Source organism: Nocardioides sp. NPDC051685 (genome assembly GCF_044453405.1).
In the GTDB taxonomy this organism is placed as follows: Bacteria; Actinomycetota; Actinomycetes; order Propionibacteriales; family Nocardioidaceae; genus Nocardioides.
The window spans coordinates 22,458-42,564 of record NZ_JBITCR010000003.1 but is presented as its reverse complement, the minus strand read 5'-3'; the positions used below and the strand labels follow the sequence as shown (position 1 = coordinate 42,564).

The window sequence follows — 20,107 nt, the reverse complement described above, 5'->3', positions numbered from 1 at the left end:
TCGCTCGCTGACGCTCGCTCACCCGAGGACCTCGGCGGCGATCTCGTCGCGGTAGCGCTCGGCACCGAAGCGCTCCTCGGCGTTTTTGCGTCCATCGGACGCTAATTCGGCGGCCAAGGCGGGGTCGGCGGCGAGCCGCTGGATCGCGTCGGCGAGGTCGCCGGCGTCGCCGGGGGTCACGAGGAGACCGGTCTCACCGTCGGTGACGATCTCGGCCAGCCCCTGCACCCGGCTCGCGACCAGCGGCCGCTCGGCGAGCAGCGCCTCGACCGCCACGTTGCCGAAGGGCTCGACCCGGGAGGGCACCAGCACCACGTCGGCCTGCTCGAGCTCGCGGGCAGGTTCGGCGACGTACCCGAGGAACTCGACGGCGCCGGCGAGGTCGCTGTCGGACGCACGGGAGCGGAGCTCCTGCTCGAACCATTCATAGCCCGCGAAGACCGACCCGCACACGTGCAGCCGCGCGTCGATCCCGCGCCGGCGCACCTCGGCGAGCGCCTCGAGGGCCACGTCGGTCCCCTTGCGCGGCGAGAGCCGCCCGACCAGCACCAGCCGCAGCGGCTCGTTCGGGGTCCGGGTGCGCGCCGCGGCGACGGACTCCGGCCCCGGCACCCCGTTGTAGACGACCGTCGTACGCCGCCCCAGCGCCGCCACCGTCCGCACGAGCACATCGCGCGATGCCCGCGAGTTGGCCACCACCCGGGTGGCCAGCAGCAGCGGAGCGGTCAGGGCGAGACGTACGGGCTTCGGCTGGTCGTCCTCGGCCTCGTGCACGTGGCAGACCACGGGGACGCGGGCAGCGCGGGCGACGACGATCCACCACGGGATGGTCACGGTGTTGACCAGCAGCCGGCTCGGCCGGACACGCCGCCACAACCGCGCCGCGCGCACCCAGAAGACCATCAGCGCTGCGGCCAGTCGGACCAGTCCGGTGAGGCTGAGGTAGGCCTTGCGCAGCACCGGGAAGGGCATCACCTCGACGCTCGCGCCGGCGGCCTCGAGCAGCGGGATCAGCGGTCCGTGATCGGGCACGACCACGGTGACCCGCTGCCCCGCCCGGTGCAGCCCACGCACCGTCTCGACCAGCTGAAGATCGGAGCCGTAGACGTCCGGCGACGGGTGGGCGACCAACAAACGCATGATGAGCAAAGGTAGGCCACCAGGAGAGCCCGGGCCGAAGGTCCTGGCAAAGTCCTACCCAGATCTGGGGAGCGGATGGCCTGAGCGGCCCAGGACGATCGAGGGTCTTCTAGGGTCCCGATGTCCCTCCCCCACGTATCAGCAAAGCAGGATCCAGCATGGCCGCGACCGGCGCCGAACGCGCCCCCGGCGGGTTCCGTACGCATCTGGAGGCGCTCGGTAGGGCGCAGAAGCCGTCGCTCAACACCGCGGCCTACTCGCGGCTCGTCAACCGGCCCGCCGGCCGGATCGTCGCCGCGGCCGCGCACACGCTCGGCGCGACCCCCAACCAGGTGACGGCGCTGAGTGCCACGCTCTCGGCCGCCGGGCTGGCGGTGCTCGCGCTGGTCGAGCCGCACTGGTGGACGGGCCTCGTCGTCGCGGTGCTGCTGGCCGCGGGCTACGTGCTCGACTCCTCCGACGGGCAGCTCGCCCGGCTGCGTGGCGGTGGGTCGCGTTCGGGCGAGTGGCTCGACCACACCATCGACTGCTTCAAGACCGCCAGCCTGCATCTGGCGGTGCTCGTCTCCTGCTATCGCTTCGGCCCTGTCACCGACGGCTGGCTGCTGGTGCCGCTGGGGTTCGAGGTGGTCGCCGTGGTGACGTACTTCGGGCTGATCCTGATGCCGACCCTGCGCCCTACTTCCTTCGGAGCGCCGTCGGCGGCGGCCCGCGAGAACCCGCTGCGCAAGTGGGCGCTGCTGCCGATGGACTACGGCGCGCAGTGCTGGATGTTCGTGCTGCTCGGGTTCGGGATGCTCTTCTGGTGGACCTACGCGCTGGTCTTCGCCTGCAACGCCGCCGCCCTGGTCATCGCGCTGCGCAAGTGGTGGCGTGAGCTGCGCACGCTGGACGGCACGTCGTGAGCGACCTCGGGCGACTCGCCGTGGTCGTGGTCGGCTACGGCGATCCTGCCCTGCTCGAGCGGAACACGACCCAGGTCGCCGCGGCCCTCCGGCCCGCGCGGATCGTCGTGGTCGACAACCACTCGACCGACGCCCATCGCTCGGCGGTCAGGGCGCTCTGCGAGCGCGAGGGCTGGACCGGCGTCTTCCCGGGCACCAACACCGGCTTCGGTGCCGGCTGCAACCTCGGTGCCGCGGCCGCGCTCGCCGAGGGTGCCGAGGTGCTGCTCTTCCTCAACCCGGATGCCACGATCGACGCCGAGTCGGCCGTACGTCTCATGGCCGCCGTCGAAGCCGAGCCGCTCCTGCTCGCCGGACCCACCGTGCTCGGCCCGGACGGGTCGGTCGCCTCTGCCGGGCTCGATCTCGATCTGCAGACCGGCCGGATGCGTCCGTGGCGACGGCGTGCCGAGCAGGGACCGGACGCCGAGACGCTGCCGTGGGTCACCGGGGCCTGCTTCGCGGTCACCCGTGAGCTGTGGGAGCGGCTGGCCGGCTTCGACGAGCGCTACTTCCTCTACTGGGAGGACGTCGACCTGTGCGCCCGGGTCCGGGCGTTCGGCGGCCGGGTCGCGGTCGTCGACGGGGCCACGGCGGTCCACTCCGGCGGCGGCACCCAGCGCAGCGAGGGGTGCCGCGCCAAGTCGCCGGCCTACTACTACTTCAACATCCGCAACCGAGCCCTCTTCGCACGGACCTGGCTCGGCCAGGAGCGCGAGCGGGCCTGGCGTCGCGGGGCGGTCGGGGCTGCGTACGAGATCCTGATGCGCGGCGGCCGCCGCCAGCTCCTGCACCCGGTACGACCGCTGTCCGCTGTCCTGCAGGGGCTGCGCGACGGGCGCCGCGACCGGCCGGTCCGGGTCCTGGAGTCGGTCCGGGAGCTGCGGGCGACGACCAACCCCTACATCGTCCAACTCGTCGAGACTCTCGAGCGGCGCGACGACACCGAGGTCGTGCTGTTCGGCTTCGCGCGGGCCATCGCGGGCCGCTACGACGTCTTCCACGTGCACTGGCCCGAGCTGCTGATGACGTCGGCAGGTACGCCCCTTCGCCGCCTGGCCCGCCGCCTGCTCACCACCGCCTTCGTCGCTCGGCTGCGGCTGACCCGGACCCCGGTCGTACGCACCTGGCACAACCTCGCTCGCCCCGACGGCCTGAGCCGTTGGGACCACCGGCTGCTCGACGCCCTCGAGCGGCGCACCAGGCACGTCATCCGGCTCACCGACCAGACCGCTCCCCCGCTCGACGTGCCGACCTCGACGATCGTCCACGCCCACTACCGCGACTGGTTCGAACGGATCGCGCCCGCCGCCGAGACCACCCGGAATCCTCGACGAACCCTCTACTTCGGCCTGATCAAGCCCTACAAGGGCGTCGAGCAGCTCCTGGAGGCGGTAGCCGCCGCCCCCGAGGCAGACCTGGACGTACGCCTCGTCGGCTCCCCCTCCGACCCCACCCTCGCCGACCAGGTCCGCGCCGCGGTAGCCACCGACCCACGGATCACCGCCGACCTGAGCTACGCCGACGACGCCACCCTGGCCGCCGAGATCGCCGCTGCCGCTCTGGTGGTGCTGCCCTACCGGGCGATGCACAACTCCGGCGCCCTGCTCCTGGCCCTCTCCCTCGACACCCCCGTCCTCGCCCCCGACAACGAGGTCAACCGTCGTCTCGCCCAAGAGGTCGGCGAGGGCTGGCTCCACCTCTTCGAGGGCACCCTCACCATCGACGACCTGGAGCAAGCGTTGAAGGCGGTCGCCGCCGGCCCGCCCGCCGGCCGCCCCGACCTGTCGGGTCGGGAGTGGCCGGAATCGGCGGCGCTCCACGCCGCGGCATTTCGGGCGTCCCTGTATCCGTAGGTCATCTCGACGCTCGATCTCTTGGGGTGGCGATGACACGGGTTGTACGTCGTCGACCATCGATCGTCGGCTGCGCTGCGGGGTTGGTGTTTGCCGCAGCGGATTCAGTTGGGCACGGGCTTGGGGACACGGGTCGATGCGCCGGGAGGCCGGGGATGGTCTCGGCGTCGACTACGACACAGGATCCGACCTTGTGAAGGATTCACAAAGATCCCACCTCCTGGCGCCACTTCACGTCCGCCGATGCTCAATCGGGGCGCCTGTTCCGCGCCATCGCGCCAAGTCAGAGATCCAGCTACCAGCCGCTCCACTCAGGAGTTCCGGACGGGACCGTCGCGCCTTCCCGACCGTTCCCATGCGAGACAGTCGCGCCGAGTCGGGGGCGGGCGTACGGGCATGCGGGCGTGCGGCGACGACCCGGGTCGGAACCGGGAAACTGTGCCGCTCGACGAGCAGGCGAGAGGAATCGATGGCCGGCCGGGTCAGGGCCGGCGGGTGAACCGGATCGTGCCATCCGGCAGCCGTTCATGGACGTAGGCAGGGTTGTGGGCCAGCCGGTGATGATGGAGACAGAGCAGGGCGCCGTCCTTCAGGTTGGTCTTTCCACCTGCGGCCCAGGGGTCCAGGTGGTGGGCGTCGCACCACTCGGGTGGCACGTCGCAGCCCTCGGCTTGGCAGCTCTTCTGCTGGAGCCGGAGTGCTTTGCGTTGGATGGGTTGGAAGAGCCTGCTTTCTCGACCTTTGTCGAGGACTTCGCTGTCTCCGCTGAGGACCCAGGGGATGATGGTGGCGTTGCACGCCATCCGCCGCGCCTCGGCCGCGCTGATCGTGGCGCCGTTGGTCTCGTCGTAGCCCAGGGTCGCGATCCCGAGGTCCTTGCGAAGCTCCTCGAGGCTGATCACGACGTTGATGGTGGTGGCGTCACCACCGTGGCGGGGCAACGCAGCCGGGTCGATGGTCTCCAACAACCGGGCGAAGCCCTGGCCCAGCAACCGTTCCCACGGCGGCAGCGGCGTGCCTTTGTCGAGGAGCTGTTGTTTGCGGGGCTGGGCGTAGGCCTCGACGAGCCGCTTGAACCTCATCCCGATCGCCGTCGGGAGGACGCCGTCGAAGCCGACGGTCCCATCGTGGTTGTCCCAGACCCGGAGCGCGGTCTTCTGCTGCGCACGTTCCTCCTCAGCCAGCAACGCTTTGGCTTCGGCGTCCTCGAACCAGGCCGGGTCGATCTCGGCCAGGATCTTCTTGCCGACGATGCGGAGCTCGTTCGCGGTCAGACGACCGGCGTAATCCACCAGGAGCTTCTCGGCCAACACCAGATCCTCGGCACTGGCCACCGGGTCGGCGTCGATCTTGTCGAGCGCTGTGGTGATCACCCGGGCCTTCTCTTGCGAGACGTCGCCCTCGGCGAGACTGGCGGCAACCAGTTCGTACCTGGCGACACTGGTCGCGAGCTTGATCTGGGACCGGGCGGCAGCCTTGTCGACCAACAGCTCGGCACGCATCCACGCCGAGGCGTCCTTGTCCCCGGTCTCGTCAGCGATGTCGCCGGCCGATGCGAGAACCCGCAGCCTCAGCGCGGCCTGTTGCGCTTGGAGTTTCTCCAACCGCTCGAGCAGGTCCTTCTTCTGCCCGGTTCGCCAGTATGCCGGGTCGGTGGCGAGGAGGTCGTGAAGGGCAGTCTCGATGGCACTCAGGGCAGCATCGATCGCCTCGCCGGGGTTGGTTCCCCAGTGGTCGATGTCGCGGCCGAGACTCATCGCCATCCTTCCCTTCAAAAGGCGTGTTGTGATGGGTGATTCTACGCTCCAGATGGGATACCTAACCACCTATAGATGCAGGTCAAAGGCGGTTTTTGCGGCCAGAGAACAGAATGGGACTTGTGGATGATAAGTGGCCCGAAGGGCCACCCTCCCACCCCCACGACACCCGCTCGATCGCGTACGAATCCGCTGCGCCACACCCCGGCCGCCGCCCCGATAGCCAGCCAAATCTTTCGCGACGGGTTCCGGTGTCAAGGACCGCGAAGCGGCCGGCGAAGCCGGCGCCCGAAGGGCGTCCTTTACTCCGGGACCCGTCGTGAAGACCCTCAAAACAGGGTCGGCGGCCAAGACCAGCCCTCAAGCAAAACATTCCGGCAGGGAGCCCCTGACAAGTCGACCACCGGAAAGGACCGTGTTGGTCTCGACACGCCTCCGCCTAGCGGCTCCGGCGGCTCGACCATCGGAGCGGGGCGGTCTCGACAAGCTCGACCACCGAGGCATCAGCTCTTTACTAACCTGATCAGGTGCCCCCAGACCCGAGACGCCCACCACTCTGGATAGCGGTCGCATCGTTCGTGAGCAGCTTCGACCGGTTCGTGGTGAGCCCGATCCTGGTCCTGGTCGCCGCGACGTTCGAGGTCTCGGTAGGGCAGGCGGTGGCGATCGCGAGCGGCTACTACCTGGCGTACGGACTGTGCCAACCCCTCTGGGGCGCCCTCTCGGACAGATTCGGCAGAGTCCGCCTGATGCAGGGCGCGCTCGTCGGGGCCGGGATCGCCGGCCTCGTATCGGCCGCAGCCCCGAACCTGATCACGCTCGTCGTGGTGCGGGTCGTCGCAGGAGCGTTCTTCGGGGCGATCGTGCCGACGTCGCTGACGTACGTCGGGGACACCGTCTCCACCACCCACCGACAGCGGGCGCTCTCGGATCTGATGGCGGCGATGGCGGTCGGGACCGCACTGGCAGCGGCCGCGGCGGGGATCACCGGCCAGCTGGCGGGGTGGCGGGTCGTGTTCGCAGTGCCGGCGGTGGTCGCACTGGTCAGCGCCTGGGGCATCAGGAAGCTCGCCGAACCACCGCGGACCACCGACGGCGGGGTCAGAGCAGCGTTCCGGGCCGCGCTGAGCAACCGCTGGGTGCTGGTCGTCGGGGTGCTCGTCTTCGTCGAGGGCGGCCTGGTCCTGGGCGTCCTGACCCTCCTCGCGCCCGCCCTGCAGGCGCAGGGCGTCGACGCCGCCCGAGCGGGGCTCGCGGCGGCTGCGTACGGCATCGCGGTCCTGCTCTCCTCGCAGGTCCTCAAGGCGCTCACCCGGCGGCTCTCGCGGTGGGCGCTGATGGGGATCGGCGGCAGCGCCCTGACGGCCGGGTACGCCGTCGCGACCATGCGCGTCTCGGTGCCCACGATCATCGGCATCGTGGTGATGCTCGGTGTCACCTGGGCCTTCCTGCACACCTCGCTGCAGACGTGGGCCACCTCGATCGTCCCCGAGGCGCGCGGCACCGTCGTCGCCTGCTTCGCCGCTTCGCTCTTCATCGGCAGCTCCGTCGCCGCCGTCGCCGCCGGCCCGGCCGCCGACAACAACGAATGGCACGCGCTCTTCACCGTCTGCGCCGCGACCGCCGCCGTCCTCACCGTCGCCTGCGTGCTCGCCTACCGCGCCTACGCCGCGCGTGAGGCCGCGCCCCGCGCAGCAGACATCACCACCGACGTCTAGGACGCCTCAGCGCTGGTGGGCGCGGATGAGCGCCTCGTACTGGTCGGTGATCCGGCTCCAGGTGAACTCGGCCGAGTGCCGGGCACGGGCAGCGGCGGACAGGGAGGCGGTGAGCGACGGCTCGGAGAGGACCCGCTCCAGCGCGGTGACGATGCCGGCCTCGTCCGAGAAATAGAGCGCGGCACCAGAAGCGACCCAGCGGTTGTAGCGGTTGTCGTGGGCGATCACGGCGTTGCCACAGCCGAGCGCCTCGACCAGCGACGGGTTGGTGCCGCCGACCTGGTGCCCGTGGACGTACGCCGCGGAGTGGAAGCGCAGGGCAGAGACGATGTCGGTGTCGTAGATCGCGCCGAGGAAGACGACCTCGTCGCTCGCCGCCTCGAGGACGGCGCGTTGGTAGGCGTCCGACGGGTCGTAGGAGCCCAGGACGACCAGCTTCCGGCCCCAGCGCCGGCTGGAGAAGGCCCGGACGACCTCGAGGATGCTGTTCTCCGGCACCGGCCGGGCGATCAGGGTGAGGTAGGAGCCGGGCTCCAGGCCATGGTCGAGCACCGCCCACTCGGGCGCGTCGACCACCGCCGGAGCGCCGTAGGCGATCGTGGTGATCTTCTCGGCCGGAACCCGGGTCGCCAGGTGGCGGGCGATCTCGGGATGGTCGGCGATCAGGTGGTCACCCAGCCAGCACGCGGCCCGCTCCTGGGTCCACAGGAACGCCTTCTCCGGACCCGACCAGCGAGCCCGCTTCCACTCGATGCCGTCCATGTTGATGATGTTGGGGACGCGGCGGGAGCGCAGCACCGCGTTGAGCGCGCCGGTGTTGTAGCCGAACGTCACGCACACGCTGCCGTCCACCTCGGCCTCCCGAGCGGCGTGCCGGACCGCGCCGACGTCGAACTCGATCGTCCCGCGCGGGCCGTCGTGCCGGGCCGGCACGTGAACGCGCTCGATGCCCTTCCATGTGTCGATGCGCAGGTCCGCATGCGGCTCGTCGTCCTGGCAGTAGACGACCACCCGCCAGCCGCGGTCGACCAGGTCGAGGCCGATGTTCTCCACCGCGGTCTCGAAACCGCCATGAGCAGCGGGCACGCCACGGGTCCCGAGCATGCGTACAGTGGGGGTCACGTGGGGTTGACTCCTAGTTTGCTAGGAGCCGACGGCCCCTACTTTCAGCACAAGGAGCCATCCAAGGGGATCCGCGCGATCCGCGGCCCTGAAGTCGGGGTCATATACCCGAAATCGGTTACGTCACCGCAGGTCCGCGGGTGAGCACGAACTGACGCAGTGCGTCCGGGTCGTCCAGGTCGACGTACTCGAAGCCGTCGATCGCCGCCGGCGCCTCCCCGATCGCGCACATGGAATCGTAGACCTGCACGTACGCCGCCGACTGCGGGCCCCAGTCGAGCACCTTCGCCGCGCGCTCCCGTGCCCGGAGCGCCAGCTCGACCCGCAGCTCCGGGTCGTCGAGCAGGGTCTCGACGGCGTCGGTGAACGCGGCCACGTCCCCGGAGGGCACGAAGAGCGCGGCGTCCTCGGCGGAGACCCGCGTCTCGACCAGGTCGAAGGAGACCGAGGGCAGGGCGTACGCCATGTACTCCATCGTCTTGTTCATCGTCGAGACGTCGTTGAGCGGCGTCTTCAGGTCGGGGCACAGGCCGATGGCGGCGGCGCTGAGGTGCTCGGCGATCAGCGCGGATCCGGCACGGCCGGTGAAGGTGACCACGTCGTCGAGGCCTAGCTCGGTGCAGCGGCGCTTGAGGTCCTCGAGGCAGTCTCCGAAGCCCATCAGCACGGCGTCGACGTCGGTGCGGCCGCGCCGGTGGACGAGCTCCTCCATCACCTCCAGCACCGTGTCGACACCGTCCTGCGGCCCCATGATCCCGAGGTAGACCAGGGTGTGCCGACGGCCCGCGGGAGCAGGGTCGTGCGGCCGCACCGGACGCATCACCGAGGTGTCCGGTCCGCTGCGGACCACGGTCACGTCCTCAGGAGCCATCCCGCCGCGGGTGATCGCGACCTTCCGGTAGGACTCGTTGGTCGAGATGACCTGGTCGGCGGTGGCGTACGTCTGCTTCTCGAGCCAGCGCAGCACGGCCAGCTGGGCGCGGCCGGAGAGCGAGGTCGGCGTGCCGAACCGGGAGAGGAAGAGCTCGGGGTTGAGATCGTGCTGGTCGAAGACGAACCGGACGCCGCGGCGCTTCCAGATGCGGGCCAGGAGCCAGTAGGTGTCGGGCGGGTTGCAGGCCTGCATGATCGCGAACGGGCGGTCGCGCCAGACCTTCCTGGCCAGCAGCGCGGTGCGGATCCAGCAGTAGACGAACTCGAGCAGATAGCCGAGCACGCCGCGGGCCTGCGGCGCGCCCCGGTACTTGTAGATGCGTACGCCGCCCAGCTGCTGACGCCCCGGGTCGCCGGGGCCCTTCGGGCAGATCACGCTGACCTCGTAGCCGCGCGCGACCAGCGCCTGACACTCCAGCCAGACCCGCCGGTCCAGCGGCACGGGAAGGTTCTGGACGATGATCAGCACGTGCGTCTCTGCCACGCCATGTCTCTGCTGGGCTGCGTTGACCATAGGAGCAGCGTTGAGGAGTGCGGAGACCCGTCCGCCGGGCACACCAGGCATATCCCCGAATCCGGGGATCGTGATCGGTGACCCGGGTGCCGCGGCCCTCTGCGGCTCCTAGCGTCGCATGCTGTGAACCCGCTGGCCGAGCGCATCCTCTCCGTACGCACCCGACCTTCGTCGACGGCCGTGATCGCGGACCGGCGCTCGTCGGTCGGCGCAGACGGGCTGGTCGAGGCGGCCGAGGAGCTGCGGCTGGCGCTCGTCGCGGCTGCGGGTGTCCCACGGCCGTTGGTCGCGGTCGCACTGCCGCTGTCGACCGATGCGGTCGTCGCGCTCGTGGCGGCGATCGTCGGCGACCTCTCCGTCTGCTTCGTCGACCCGTCGGCGCCCGAGGCGCACCGCCAGGCACTCGTCCAGGCGCTGCATCCCGACGTCGTGCTCGACCGGTCGGGCATCCGCACGGTCGCCTCGTCCCCGTACGCGGAGTCGTCGGCGGGATCGTCCACTGACGCACGCGAGGCCGGGTACGTGGCGATGTCCTCCGGCTCCACCGGCGGCGGCCCCAAGGGGGTGCTGTCGGCCTGGGCCGGGATCGACGCCTTCGTCCCGCACGGCGCGGCCGCGCTCGACCTCGACGCCTCTTCGGTGTGGGCCGAGGTCTCGCACCTCTCCTACGACCTGGCGATGACCAACCTGCTGGTCGCCCTCTCCGCCGGCGCGTCCGTCCAGGTGTCGTCGTCGCTGGGTGACCGGCTCCGGCCGCTCGGCTTCTGCGCCCGGGTCTCGGCGACCCATCTGCGGCTGGCCCCTCGATTCATCGACCTCGCCACCGCCGAGCGTGGCGACGGGACCCCGACCAGCCTGCGGGTGTGGGGCTCCGGCGGCGACCGGCTCTCCGCCGCCGACGCGCAGCGCGTCTTCGGCCTCGGCGTCGCGACCGTCGTCAACACGTACGGCACCAGCGAGACGATCGGGTTCGCCAGCGCCGCCCGGTTCGATGCCGGCGACGACCTGCCGGCGGTCCACGGCGCGCTCGGGATCGGGCGCGGGACGGTCGGGGCGTGGCGTACCTCGTTGCTTCCGGACGAGGCCGCGGACATGCTGACCATCGAGTCGCCGCACCTGCCCGGCGGCTATCTCTTCGGCAACCCGAACGGGGAGTTCCCGCGCTGGGAGGGCCCGGAGCGGGTGCTCACCGGCGACCTCGGCGCCCGGCGAGGCGAGGAGCTCTTCTGCCTCGGCCGCGCGGGCCGCCGGGTCAAGCGCAGCGCGAGCTTCGTCGACCTGGACTCGCTCGACGCCGAGGTGAAGCAGGCCTTCGGCCTGGCCACCTTCACCGCCGCGACTCCCAGCGGGGACCTGGTCTGCCTCGTCGAAGGCCCCGGCACCCATCTCGACGACCTCCGCCGCCGGCTCCCGACCGTCCTCCGCCCCGACTCGGTCCCGGACGTACTCGTCCCCGTCGCCCAGCTCCCCCGCCTGGGCAACGGCAAGATCGACCAGGTGGCGGCTCAGGGGCTGGTCGAGGGCGGGATGCTCACCGAGTTGCCTCGGTGAACATCACCCCACCTGCCCGCGCACGTACTCGGCCAAGGACCCGACGGACTCGAAGACCTCGGCGTTGATGTCGTCCTCGTCCATCTCGAAGCCGAAGCGGTCCTCGAGGACGGTGATCAGCTCGACCAGGGCGAGCGAGTCGAGCTCGGGCAGGGAGCCGAACAGCAGGGTGTCCGCGGTCAGGGTGCCGGCGCTGTGGTCGGCGCCGATCACGTCGGTGATCGCCTCGCCGACCCGGTCGAGGGTCGCTTCGGTGGCGTCGATGGTCATGGGACTCCTTGGGTTTCAGACGAGAACTTCGAGCGGGACGGGGTGGCTGAGGAAGGCGGTGGGGCTGGCGGTGAGGCCGTACGCCCCGGCCTGATGGACCACGACCAGGTCGCCCACCTCGGCCCGCGGCAGGCTCACCTTGTCGCCGAGCAGGTCCAGGGGCGTGCAGAGACAGCCGACGACCTGCACGGTCTCCACCGCATCCTGGGCATCACCAGCAGCCGCCACCACGGAGATCGGGTAGTTGCGGCGGATGACCTGCCCGAAGTTGCCGGAGGCGGCGAGCTGGTGGTGCATGCCGCCGTCGACGACGAGGAAGGTCTTGCCGCGGGAGATCTTGCGGTCGACGACGCGGGTCACATAGACCCCGGCCTCGCCGACCAGGTAGCGGCCGAGCTCTATCACGACCTGCGCGGACGGCAGCGAGGGACGTACGCGGGTGGCCAGCAGCTCCTCGAGCCGCGAGCCGACGAGGCCGAGGTCAAGAGCACGATCCTGGGCGTAGTAGGGGATCCCGAAGCCGCCGCCGATGTTGAGGTAGGTCATCGGTCCCGGCAGATCCACAGCCAGCCGCAGCACAAGATCGACGGTCTGCTCCTGGGCCGAAGCCAGGATCTCGGCGTGCAGGTTCTGGGACCCCGAGAAGACATGGAAGCCGGCCACCTCGACGTCGCGGTCGTGCAGCGTCTTGAGCAGCAGCGGCACCGTCTCGGCGTCGACCCCGAACTGCTGGGCGCCGCCGCCCATCCGCATCCCGGAGCCCTTGACCTCGAAGTCCGGGTTGACCCGAACGGCGACCCGCGGCCGGATACCGAGCCGGTCGGCGGCCTCGACCAGGCGGTCGGCCTCCAGCGGCGACTCGATCTCGACGAGCACCCCGGCCGCGACGGCCTGGGTCAGCTCGGCGACCGACTTCCCGGGGCCGGCGAAGCTCACCGAGCCGGCAGCGATCCCGGTGTCGAGCGCCACCCGCATCTCGGCCCCCGAGGCCACGTCGAGCGCATCGACGGTCCGGGCCAGGTGCTGCACCACCGCGGGCATCGGGTTGGCCTTGGCCGCGTAGCTCAGGTGTACGTCGCCGGGCAGCGCCGCCCGCAGCGAGGCCACCCGGGCGTCGATCGCGGCCCGGTCGTAGGCGAAGAACGGCGTCGAGCCGACCCTCTCCGCCAACAGCCGCACGGGCACACCCCCGACGGCAATGCCCCCGACGTACGTCATCTCACCACTCCAGACATGTCAGCTCGCTGTACAGGTAGTCGACCCGGGCCGGGTCGAGGGCGTCGCTGCGCAGCATCTTCGGCCGCGACCGCGAGAGCCGGTAGGAACCCTTCGGCGCCCCACCCGCGACCCGGTGCTCGACCAGGGTCGCCGCGGCGCCGTGCTGGGTCAGCAGGTGCGAGGCGAGCCGGGGCGCGTGCCGCCGGAGCAGCTCCGGGTTGCTCGCGTAGAGGACGGAGGCGAAGGCCCGCACCCCTTTGCGGGTGTCCTTGCGGGCGACCACGTAGCAGTGCTCGGAGCCGGTGCTCAGCACCACGTGCCGGGCCGCCGCCGCGGCGCGGTGGTCGGCATAGAGGTCCCGCTCCTCGCCCTGCAGCACCGAGTCCAGTACGTCGGGACGACTGCTCACCCGCACCCCGCGCCTCGGCACGGCCACGGCGGGGACCAGCGAGGTGGTCGTGTCCAGATCCGTGAACTTCAGCTTCCGGTTGAGCGCGATCACGTTGCCCGAGGGCGAGAAGTCGGTGAACTCGTAGCCAGGCTGCTTGAGCAGCGTGGTCAGCAGCCGCAGCCCCTGATGACGGTGGCTGTCGAGCACGCACCAGGCGCCCAGGTTGCAGATCTGGAGCTTCTCGGCACCGACCGCCCGCTCGGAGTAGTAGGCGAGGTAGGCCCCGACGACCCGATCGCCCTCGGCGAGGAAGAAGCCGTGGTTGGGTTGGGGTACGTCCCACGGCACCCGCAGCGCCTGGGTCCACTCCAGCTCCTGAACCCTCGGGTTCAGCTGCTCGTGCAGGAACGAGGAGACGGCCGGAAGGTCGTCGGCCCTGATCGGGGCGAGCGCCGCCTTCATGCGCTCGCCACCCACTCGGGACCGCGCGGAGCACTCATCCGCCGGCGGCTGACCAGGGTGCGTACGGCACGTCGCGAGGTCTGTTTCCCCAGCAGCGCCCGGCTGCACTCGCGGGCCAGCACCATCAGCCAGTACGCAGCCCCCTGGACCCGCCCGCGGCGGACGGTGAAGAGCCGCACCCGGTTGGCGACCAGGAGCGCCCACAGCCCGGGCGAGGTGGTGGACTCTCCGCCGAGATGGGTCGCGCGCGCGGACGGCACGAACCGCACCCGGAAGCCACGGTCGCCGGCGCGCAGGTGGAACTCGGTCTCCTCGGAGTAGAGGAAGTAGGACTCGTCCCACGGCCCGCAGGCCCGCCAGCACGCGGCGCTGATCAGCTGCGTCGATCCCTCGGCCCAGTCGGTGTCCTGGACGCGTTCGTACTCCTCGGGCGACGCCACGATCTCTCCCGCCCACCGGACCCGCCCGGCGCGGTTGGCGCCCACGACGGCGTCGGCGAAGGCCCGCACCAGGCTCGGCGCCCCGCGCATCGACTCGATCAGCCGGCCCTCGGCGTCGACCAGCCGGGGCACCGCGACACCGACGCCGGGCTGACCACCGGTCGGCAGGGCGAGCTCGCCCGCGAGCGCCACCCCGCAGCCGGGCTCGAGACGTACGTCCGGGTTGAGCACCAGCACCGCATCGAGGCCGGGGTCCGCGGAGAGGGCAGCCGAGACACCTGCGTTGATGCCGGCGGCGTAGCCGCCGTTGCGCCCGGTCTCGACCACGGTCGCCTCCGGCGCGAGCCGGTGCGCGACGGCCACGGTGTCGTCGGCCGAGGCGTTGTCCGCGATCACCAGACGCCATCCGAGACCGGCGAGCCCACCCGGCAGGGAACCGCAGAGATCGGCCAGCAGGTGAGCGCTGTTGTAGGTCACCACCACGACGGCGATGGTGCGGATCGGCTGAGACACACAGGTGAGTCTTGACGGCTCCCGCCGCGCGGGAGCCCGCTCCCGACCGCGATCCCCCGTATGAGGTAGGCCTTGCCAGCAGGTGGACGCACCCGGCGTTCGGTTCCTTAACGTGAAGTGCATGCCCGCCCATGTGACCAACATCTGCTTCCACGGCATCGGCGTGCCCGAGCGCGAGCTGGAGCCGGGCGAGGAGCGCTACTGGATCAGCCAGGACGCCTACGAGGACATCCTGGATGCCATCGCCGGCCGCCCCGAGGTGCGGATCAGCTTCGACGACGGCAACCACTCCGACGTCGCCATCGGGCTCCCGGGTCTGCAGGCACGCGGCCTGAGCGCCACCTTCTTCGTGCTGGCCGGACGCCTGGACGGGCCGGGAAGCCTCGACCGTCTCGACGTGCGACTCCTCCGGGTCGCGGGCATGCGGATCGGCACCCACGGCATGGACCACGTCAGCTGGCGCGGCCTCGACGCCGCCGGCGTACGCCGCGAGCTGATCCAGGCCCGCGAGCAGATCACCATGGCCGCCGGCGAGACGGTGGACGACGCGGCGCTGCCGCTCGGCCGCTACGACCGCACCACGCTGCGTCACCTGCGCCGCCTCGGCTACCAGCACGTCTACACCAGCGACCGCGCCCACGCGGTCGCCGGAGCCTGGCTGCAGCCGAGGTTCAGCGTCACCTCGGGCGACGACGGGGCCAGCGTACGCAGCCACATCCTGACCGGGCAGGGCCTCGCCAAGAGGGTGGAACGTCAGGCGGCAGGCCTGGTCAAGAGGCTGCGCTGAGCACACGCTGACCCGCTGAGGAAGTAACCAGTTTGAAGGATGCCCCCGACCCCGCGGTCGGGCAGTGTCGGCACGACAGTGCCGACAAGACAATGGCCACCGAGACGCGAACGGGTGCGAACACATGCCAACCAAGCCAGGCCGGCGCCGGCGGATCGCGACCGCGGCAGGACTGGCTGTGCTGCTGGCCGCCTTGACCTGGTTCCTGTGGCCCGACCCGAGCCCGGTGGGCAACGTCGGCTCCGACTCGCTGCCGACGGTCCGGCCACCCGCGAGCGCGACCCCGTCCCCGACACCTTCGGCCGACCCGAGCCCGCTGCTCTCATCGACCCCGCCGACACCGACACCCGCGCCCTCGGCGACCCCGGGACGTACCCAGTCCTCGGACGTCGCTGTGGCACCGCCGGCCAAGGGCTTCCCCACCCGTGAGTCGGCGGGCCTGCCCGCCGGCTGGAAGCCGAAGCGCACCGTGACCGGAGACTTCTGGATCCGGCACCGCGGCGCGGTCGTGGAGGACCTGCGGATCACCAACGGCGTCATCTACGTCACCGCCCCCGGCGTGACCCTGCGTCGTGTCGAGGCGATCGCCTCGGTCGTGGTCAACGACTACAACGACCAGTGCAACGCCGGCCTGCTGATCGAGGACTCCGACTTCGTCCGGAGCAGCGCCCCCACCACCGAGGAGGCCTGGCCGGCGGTCTCCGCCGGCGGCTACACCGTGCGCAACGTCGTCATCGACGGCGTGCCCGAGGGGCTGCGCGCCTCCAACAAGGAGCGCTGCGGCGGCGTCGGGATCCAGGACTCCTTCATCCGGGTCACCTCGCCCGACGTGTGCAGCGACTGGCACGGCGACGGCCTGCAGGGCTACGGCGGGGGCAAGGTCAAGGTGCGCCGCACGGTGATGGTCCTGGACGTGAAGAACGAGTGCCACGGCACCGCCCCGTTCTTCAACCCTGCGGATCAGGGCAACGAGTCGGTCGACATCGACGGCCTGGTCGTGGCCGGCGGCGGCTACCCGTTCCGCAACGGCATGCCCGGGCCGGTCCGCAACCTCTACGTGGTCGACCAGAGCTGGGTCTACAGCCCGCTCGACGTCGACTGCTCGGTGGTCACCGAGTGGAGCGCGGCCGTGGTCACGATGGACTCAGCGGGCCAGCCGGTGCCGATCAGCGCCCTACCCTGCGAGTGACCTTCTGGGCCCGAAAACCGGCAATAGATACCGAATTTTGGGGGTGCCCGTCCCGGACGGATCAAACGTAGTGTCGATGCCGTTGCCGGTATCCCATACGAACAGGTGCATTCATGCCCTCCCCCAGCATGCCCCCCAGCACGCATCGACGACGGATCGACCGACCTCCCCACGGTCGCCGCAGGACCACCCGGTGGCGGCGTACCGCCTTCGCCAGCGTCCTCGTCACCCTCATCGCAGGCAGCGCCCTCTGGGCGTTCGGAACGGCGACCGCACACCCTGAGACGGTCAGCCTTCTCCCCGACCACGCGGCCCCGGCGGTGCCGGGGCACCGACCACCAGGTCGACACCATCGTGCATCGCCCACCAGCGCGCCTCTGACCCTGAGCCCCAGCCCCTCGCCGAGCGTCAGCCCGAGCGCTCCGGTGAGCTCGCCGACAGCCCCGTCGAGCTCACCGAGCTCCCCGGCCGGCACTCCGACGACCGCCTCTACGCCGACCTCCGGTGGCTTCCCGACCCGCGCTTCGGCCGGGCTGCCGGACGGCTGGCAGCCGAAGCGGACGGTGACCGGGACGTACACGATCAACACGCCAGGGGCAGTCGTCGAGGACCTGCGCGTCACGAACGGGACGATCAACGTCACCGCCAAGAACGTGACCCTGCGCCGGGTGCAGGCGGTCGGCTCGGTGATCGCCAACTACACCAGCGCCACCTGCGCGACCGGTCTCGTCATCGAGGACTCCGAGATCGTCCGTGGCACGGCCCCAACGACGGACGAGGCCTGGCCCGCGGTCACCTCGGGCGGTTACACGGCGCGCAACGTACTCATCGACGGGGTCCCGGAGGGCTTCCGGGCCCAGGGACGGTCGGCGTGCGGCGGCGTGGAGATCTACGACTCCTACGTACGTGTCGTCTCTCCCGACGTCTGCACCGACTGGCACGGTGACGGCATCCAGGGGTACGGCGGTGGAGCGCTCACCGTCCGGAAGACGGTCATCGACTTCGTCGACACCAACGGCTGCGGCGGCACCGCCCCGTTCTTCTACCCCGACCAGGACAACACCTCCGTCGACATCGACGGCCTGGTCGTGAGCGGCGGCGGCTACCCCTTCCGGCTCGGCACCCCGGGCACGGTGAGGAACCTGTACGTGGTCGACCGCAGCTGGGTCTTCGGGCCGCTCGACGTCAGGTGCAGTCTGGTCACCCAGTGGCAGGCCGCGATCGCGACGATGGACTCAGCGGGCCAACCCCGGCCGGTCCGAGATCTTCCTTGCGGGTGACGGCCGTTCGGGTGAAGGCGCCGCGGGTGGTGGCTGTCCGGGTGCGAGCCGGGTGACCGCACTCCCCAGCCCGAGCACCAGGAAGATCGTGCCCATCGTCATCGGGAAGGCGAACGCGTCGAAGAAGGCGAGCCCGGCGAAGCCGGCGGCGGCGGCGCCGATGAGTGCGACGACGAGGTCGCGGGTCTTGGGGTCCTCGCAGGCGCGATAGACCCGGGCGAGCTGGATGAACGTCGCGATGATGAACGCCGCGAAGAGGAGCACGCCGATGATGCCGATGCTCACCATCATCTGGAGGTACTGGTTGTCGAAGATGCGGTACTTCGGCAGGAACGTCCCCAGCCCGCGCCCGAAGAACGGGTTGCGGTCGACGAAGAACCAGGCCACCCCGTAGCTGTCGGTGCGCGAGGTGACGCTCGGGTCCTCCTCGGCGCCGACGAACATGCCGGTCACCGAGTTGATGATCCGGGGCGCCACCAGGAACACCAGTCCCAGCCCGCCAACCGCGAGCGCCAGCACCATCGCGCGCTGCTTGCGCGACCAGCCGATCATGCAGACCGCGACCGCGATGGCGGCGCCGAGATAGGCCGACCGGCTCGAGGAGGCGGCGATGATCATGCAGATCAGCACCACCGGGGTCCAGCGGACGAGCGGGTTGAGGTTGCGATGCTGGAAGCCGACGTGGAGCGCGATCGGCACCAGCATCCCCATCAGGGTGCCGTACTCGATCGGGCTCAGGGCGGTCCCGGCGGGACGTACGAGGCCGTTGCGCATCGCCAGCTCGACCGTCGTCATCGGGGTCAGGACCGGGACCGAGATCCGGTCGACGAAGATCTGCTTGGCGAAGAACTGGGCCAGGCCGAGGACCGCGAGGAAGCTGCCGCCCACGACCAGCCGCCACACCAGCACGTGGACCCGGGCCATGCTCGGGATGGCGTCGCCGGCGAGCAGCAGCGTGCCCACCCAGGAGACCATGGCGAGGATCGCGACGTCGGCCGGGCTCACCTCGTCGCGGCTGATCGGGCGCGACATCGCGATGACGTAGGTGATCCCGACGCTGAACAGGAACAGCGCCAGGACCAGGCGCATCGGCTGCTGGGGCTGGTCCACCGGCAGTGGCCGGCCGATGCTGAGCAGCACCCAGATCGCGAAGCTCCCCAACCCCATCAGCATCGAGACCGAGCCGGCGCTGCCCAACGGCCGGAAGACCAGCCAGGACGGGATCACGAAGACGGCGAACGTGTAGAGGCTCAGCCACGTCACCGCATCGACACCACGGCGTACGGCCATCGTTCCGGCCTCAGCCGTGGAGGCGCTGGACGACGTGGTCGTCGCGGTCGACCCGGTCGTCCTGAGCGGGCTCGTCGTCGGCGACGTCCTGGGCGGCCAGGGACGCGGCCCGCTCCTCGCGGGCCAGGCGGCGGCGCAGCACGATCCCGTCGATCGCGTAGATCAGCACCGAGGTCATCGCGAGGCCGACCACGACGGCCAGGATCCGGGCCCGCAGCGGTCCGCTGCCGTCGATGGCCGCGGTCTCGTCCAGCGCGAGCGGCCGGGAGCGCAGCCGGGCGTTGCCTCTCGCGTTCACCTCGTCCTGCAGCCTGCCGAGGGTCTCCGGGATGGAGTCGGCGACGAAGTTCAGCGCCTCGATGGCGTTGGCCTCGCTGTCCGCGCTGACGTCGATCGCGATCACCGGACCGCGCGTCGACTCCTCCATCGAGACGGTGACGGAGGCGCCCGGGGTGACCTCCGCGATCGCCTCCTGTGCGGGCGCGCTGGTGTAGTAGGCGACCACGACCCGGGCAGGCAGGTCGAGCCCGCCGAGCCCGAGGAACGGGTTGCCGCCGGGGCCGACCGCGCTCTTGGAGGGCAGCATCAGGACCAAGCCACGCGCGGTGTAGGACGGTGCCACGAAGGCCGATGCGCTCCACCCGAGCACTCCGGTCAGCAGGATGCCGACCACCGCGAGATACCAGCGCCGGCGGATCGCACCGACGAACTCCGACAAGACCATGGGCCCGA

At 70.8% G+C, this 20,107-nt stretch carries 17 protein-coding genes; 7 read left to right on the top strand and 10 right to left on the bottom strand.

Annotated elements, in window-relative coordinates; all coding sequences use genetic code 11:
• Positions 1–18: 18 nt before the first annotated feature.
• Positions 19–1,140: a glycosyltransferase family 4 protein gene (locus tag ACIA03_RS10235; protein WP_396981895.1), complete on the bottom strand. Its 1,122-nt coding sequence runs from the start codon at positions 1,138–1,140 to the stop codon at positions 19–21.
• 158 nt (positions 1,141–1,298) lie between these two features.
• Between ACIA03_RS10235 and ACIA03_RS10230 the strand changes: the two genes are divergently transcribed.
• Both ACIA03_RS10230 and ACIA03_RS10225 read left to right on the top strand, forming a co-directional pair.
• Positions 1,299–2,045, top strand: a complete 747-nt coding sequence (locus ACIA03_RS10230) for a CDP-alcohol phosphatidyltransferase family protein (RefSeq protein ID WP_396981893.1) — start codon at positions 1,299–1,301, stop codon at positions 2,043–2,045.
• Positions 2,042–3,940, top strand: coding sequence for a glycosyltransferase (locus ACIA03_RS10225; protein ID WP_396981891.1), 1,899 nt, complete (start codon positions 2,042–2,044; stop codon positions 3,938–3,940). Before ACIA03_RS10230 ends, ACIA03_RS10225 begins: the two co-directional genes overlap by 4 nt.
• Before the next feature lie 482 nt (positions 3,941–4,422).
• On the opposite strand, the gene ACIA03_RS10220 is transcribed toward ACIA03_RS10225, so the two are convergent.
• Entirely contained in the window at positions 4,423–5,697 is a 1,275-nt protein-coding gene (locus ACIA03_RS10220) for a DUF222 domain-containing protein (protein ID WP_396981889.1), read from the bottom strand.
• A 527-nt stretch (positions 5,698–6,224) separates the two neighbouring features.
• On the opposite strand from ACIA03_RS10220, the gene ACIA03_RS10215 reads away from it, so the two are divergent.
• Positions 6,225–7,415: an MFS transporter gene (locus ACIA03_RS10215; RefSeq protein ID WP_396981887.1), complete on the top strand. Its 1,191-nt coding sequence runs from the start codon at positions 6,225–6,227 to the stop codon at positions 7,413–7,415.
• Positions 7,416–7,421: 6 nt separating this feature from the next.
• Here the strand turns inward: ACIA03_RS10215 and ACIA03_RS10210 are convergent, their stop codons facing one another.
• Entirely contained in the window at positions 7,422–8,537 is a 1,116-nt protein-coding gene (locus ACIA03_RS10210; protein ID WP_396981885.1) for a DUF1972 domain-containing protein, read from the bottom strand.
• A 118-nt stretch (positions 8,538–8,655) separates the two neighbouring features.
• Positions 8,656–9,954 (bottom strand): glycosyltransferase family 4 protein, encoded by a 1,299-nt coding sequence (locus ACIA03_RS10205; protein WP_396981883.1) that lies wholly within the window; start codon positions 9,952–9,954, stop codon positions 8,656–8,658.
• 153 nt (positions 9,955–10,107) lie between these two features.
• On the opposite strand from ACIA03_RS10205, the gene ACIA03_RS10200 reads away from it, so the two are divergent.
• Complete coding sequence (locus ACIA03_RS10200; protein WP_396981881.1) at positions 10,108–11,535, top strand: AMP-binding protein; 1,428 nt, start codon at positions 10,108–10,110, stop codon at positions 11,533–11,535.
• A 3-nt stretch (positions 11,536–11,538) separates the two neighbouring features.
• Here the strand turns inward: ACIA03_RS10200 and ACIA03_RS10195 are convergent, their stop codons facing one another.
• Genes ACIA03_RS10195 through ACIA03_RS10180 form a run of 4 tightly spaced genes read right to left on the bottom strand, consistent with a single transcriptional unit; the run spans position 11,539 to position 14,829 of the window.
• Positions 11,539–11,805: an acyl carrier protein gene (locus ACIA03_RS10195; protein WP_396981879.1), complete on the bottom strand. Its 267-nt coding sequence runs from the start codon at positions 11,803–11,805 to the stop codon at positions 11,539–11,541.
• A 15-nt stretch (positions 11,806–11,820) separates the two neighbouring features.
• The gene (locus ACIA03_RS10190) at positions 11,821–13,023 is read right to left on the bottom strand and encodes a pyridoxal-dependent decarboxylase, exosortase A system-associated (RefSeq protein WP_396981877.1); all 1,203 of its coding nucleotides are present in this window, start codon (positions 13,021–13,023) and stop codon (positions 11,821–11,823) included.
• Between the two features lies 1 nt (position 13,024).
• Positions 13,025–13,876, bottom strand: a complete 852-nt coding sequence (locus ACIA03_RS10185; protein WP_396981875.1) for a hypothetical protein — start codon at positions 13,874–13,876, stop codon at positions 13,025–13,027.
• The gene (locus tag ACIA03_RS10180; RefSeq protein WP_396981873.1) at positions 13,873–14,829 is read right to left on the bottom strand and encodes a glycosyltransferase family 2 protein; all 957 of its coding nucleotides are present in this window, start codon (positions 14,827–14,829) and stop codon (positions 13,873–13,875) included. Before ACIA03_RS10180 ends, ACIA03_RS10185 begins: the two co-directional genes overlap by 4 nt.
• A gap of 121 nt (positions 14,830–14,950) precedes the next feature.
• On the opposite strand from ACIA03_RS10180, the gene ACIA03_RS10175 reads away from it, so the two are divergent.
• The 3 genes from ACIA03_RS10175 (at position 14,951) to ACIA03_RS10165 (ending at position 18,085) form a co-directional block, all read left to right on the top strand.
• Positions 14,951–15,616 carry a polysaccharide deacetylase family protein gene (locus tag ACIA03_RS10175; RefSeq protein WP_396981871.1) on the top strand — a complete coding sequence of 222 codons (666 nt, stop codon included), beginning with the start codon at positions 14,951–14,953 and terminating at the stop codon, positions 15,614–15,616.
• A gap of 124 nt (positions 15,617–15,740) precedes the next feature.
• Positions 15,741–16,805: a hypothetical protein gene (locus tag ACIA03_RS10170; RefSeq protein ID WP_396981869.1), complete on the top strand. Its 1,065-nt coding sequence runs from the start codon at positions 15,741–15,743 to the stop codon at positions 16,803–16,805.
• Positions 16,806–17,230: 425 nt separating this feature from the next.
• Complete coding sequence (locus ACIA03_RS10165) at positions 17,231–18,085, top strand: hypothetical protein (protein WP_396981868.1); 855 nt, start codon at positions 17,231–17,233, stop codon at positions 18,083–18,085.
• Here ACIA03_RS10165 and ACIA03_RS10160 read toward each other — a convergent pair.
• On the bottom strand, positions 18,041–19,375 hold the full coding sequence (locus tag ACIA03_RS10160) for an O-antigen ligase family protein (protein ID WP_396981866.1): 1,335 nt from the start codon (positions 19,373–19,375) through the stop codon (positions 18,041–18,043). The genes ACIA03_RS10165 and ACIA03_RS10160 overlap by 45 nt on opposite strands.
• Positions 19,376–19,385: 10 nt before the next feature.
• The gene (locus ACIA03_RS10155) at positions 19,386–20,099 is read right to left on the bottom strand and encodes a hypothetical protein (protein ID WP_396981864.1); all 714 of its coding nucleotides are present in this window, start codon (positions 20,097–20,099) and stop codon (positions 19,386–19,388) included.
• Positions 20,100–20,107: the final 8 nt, after the last annotated feature.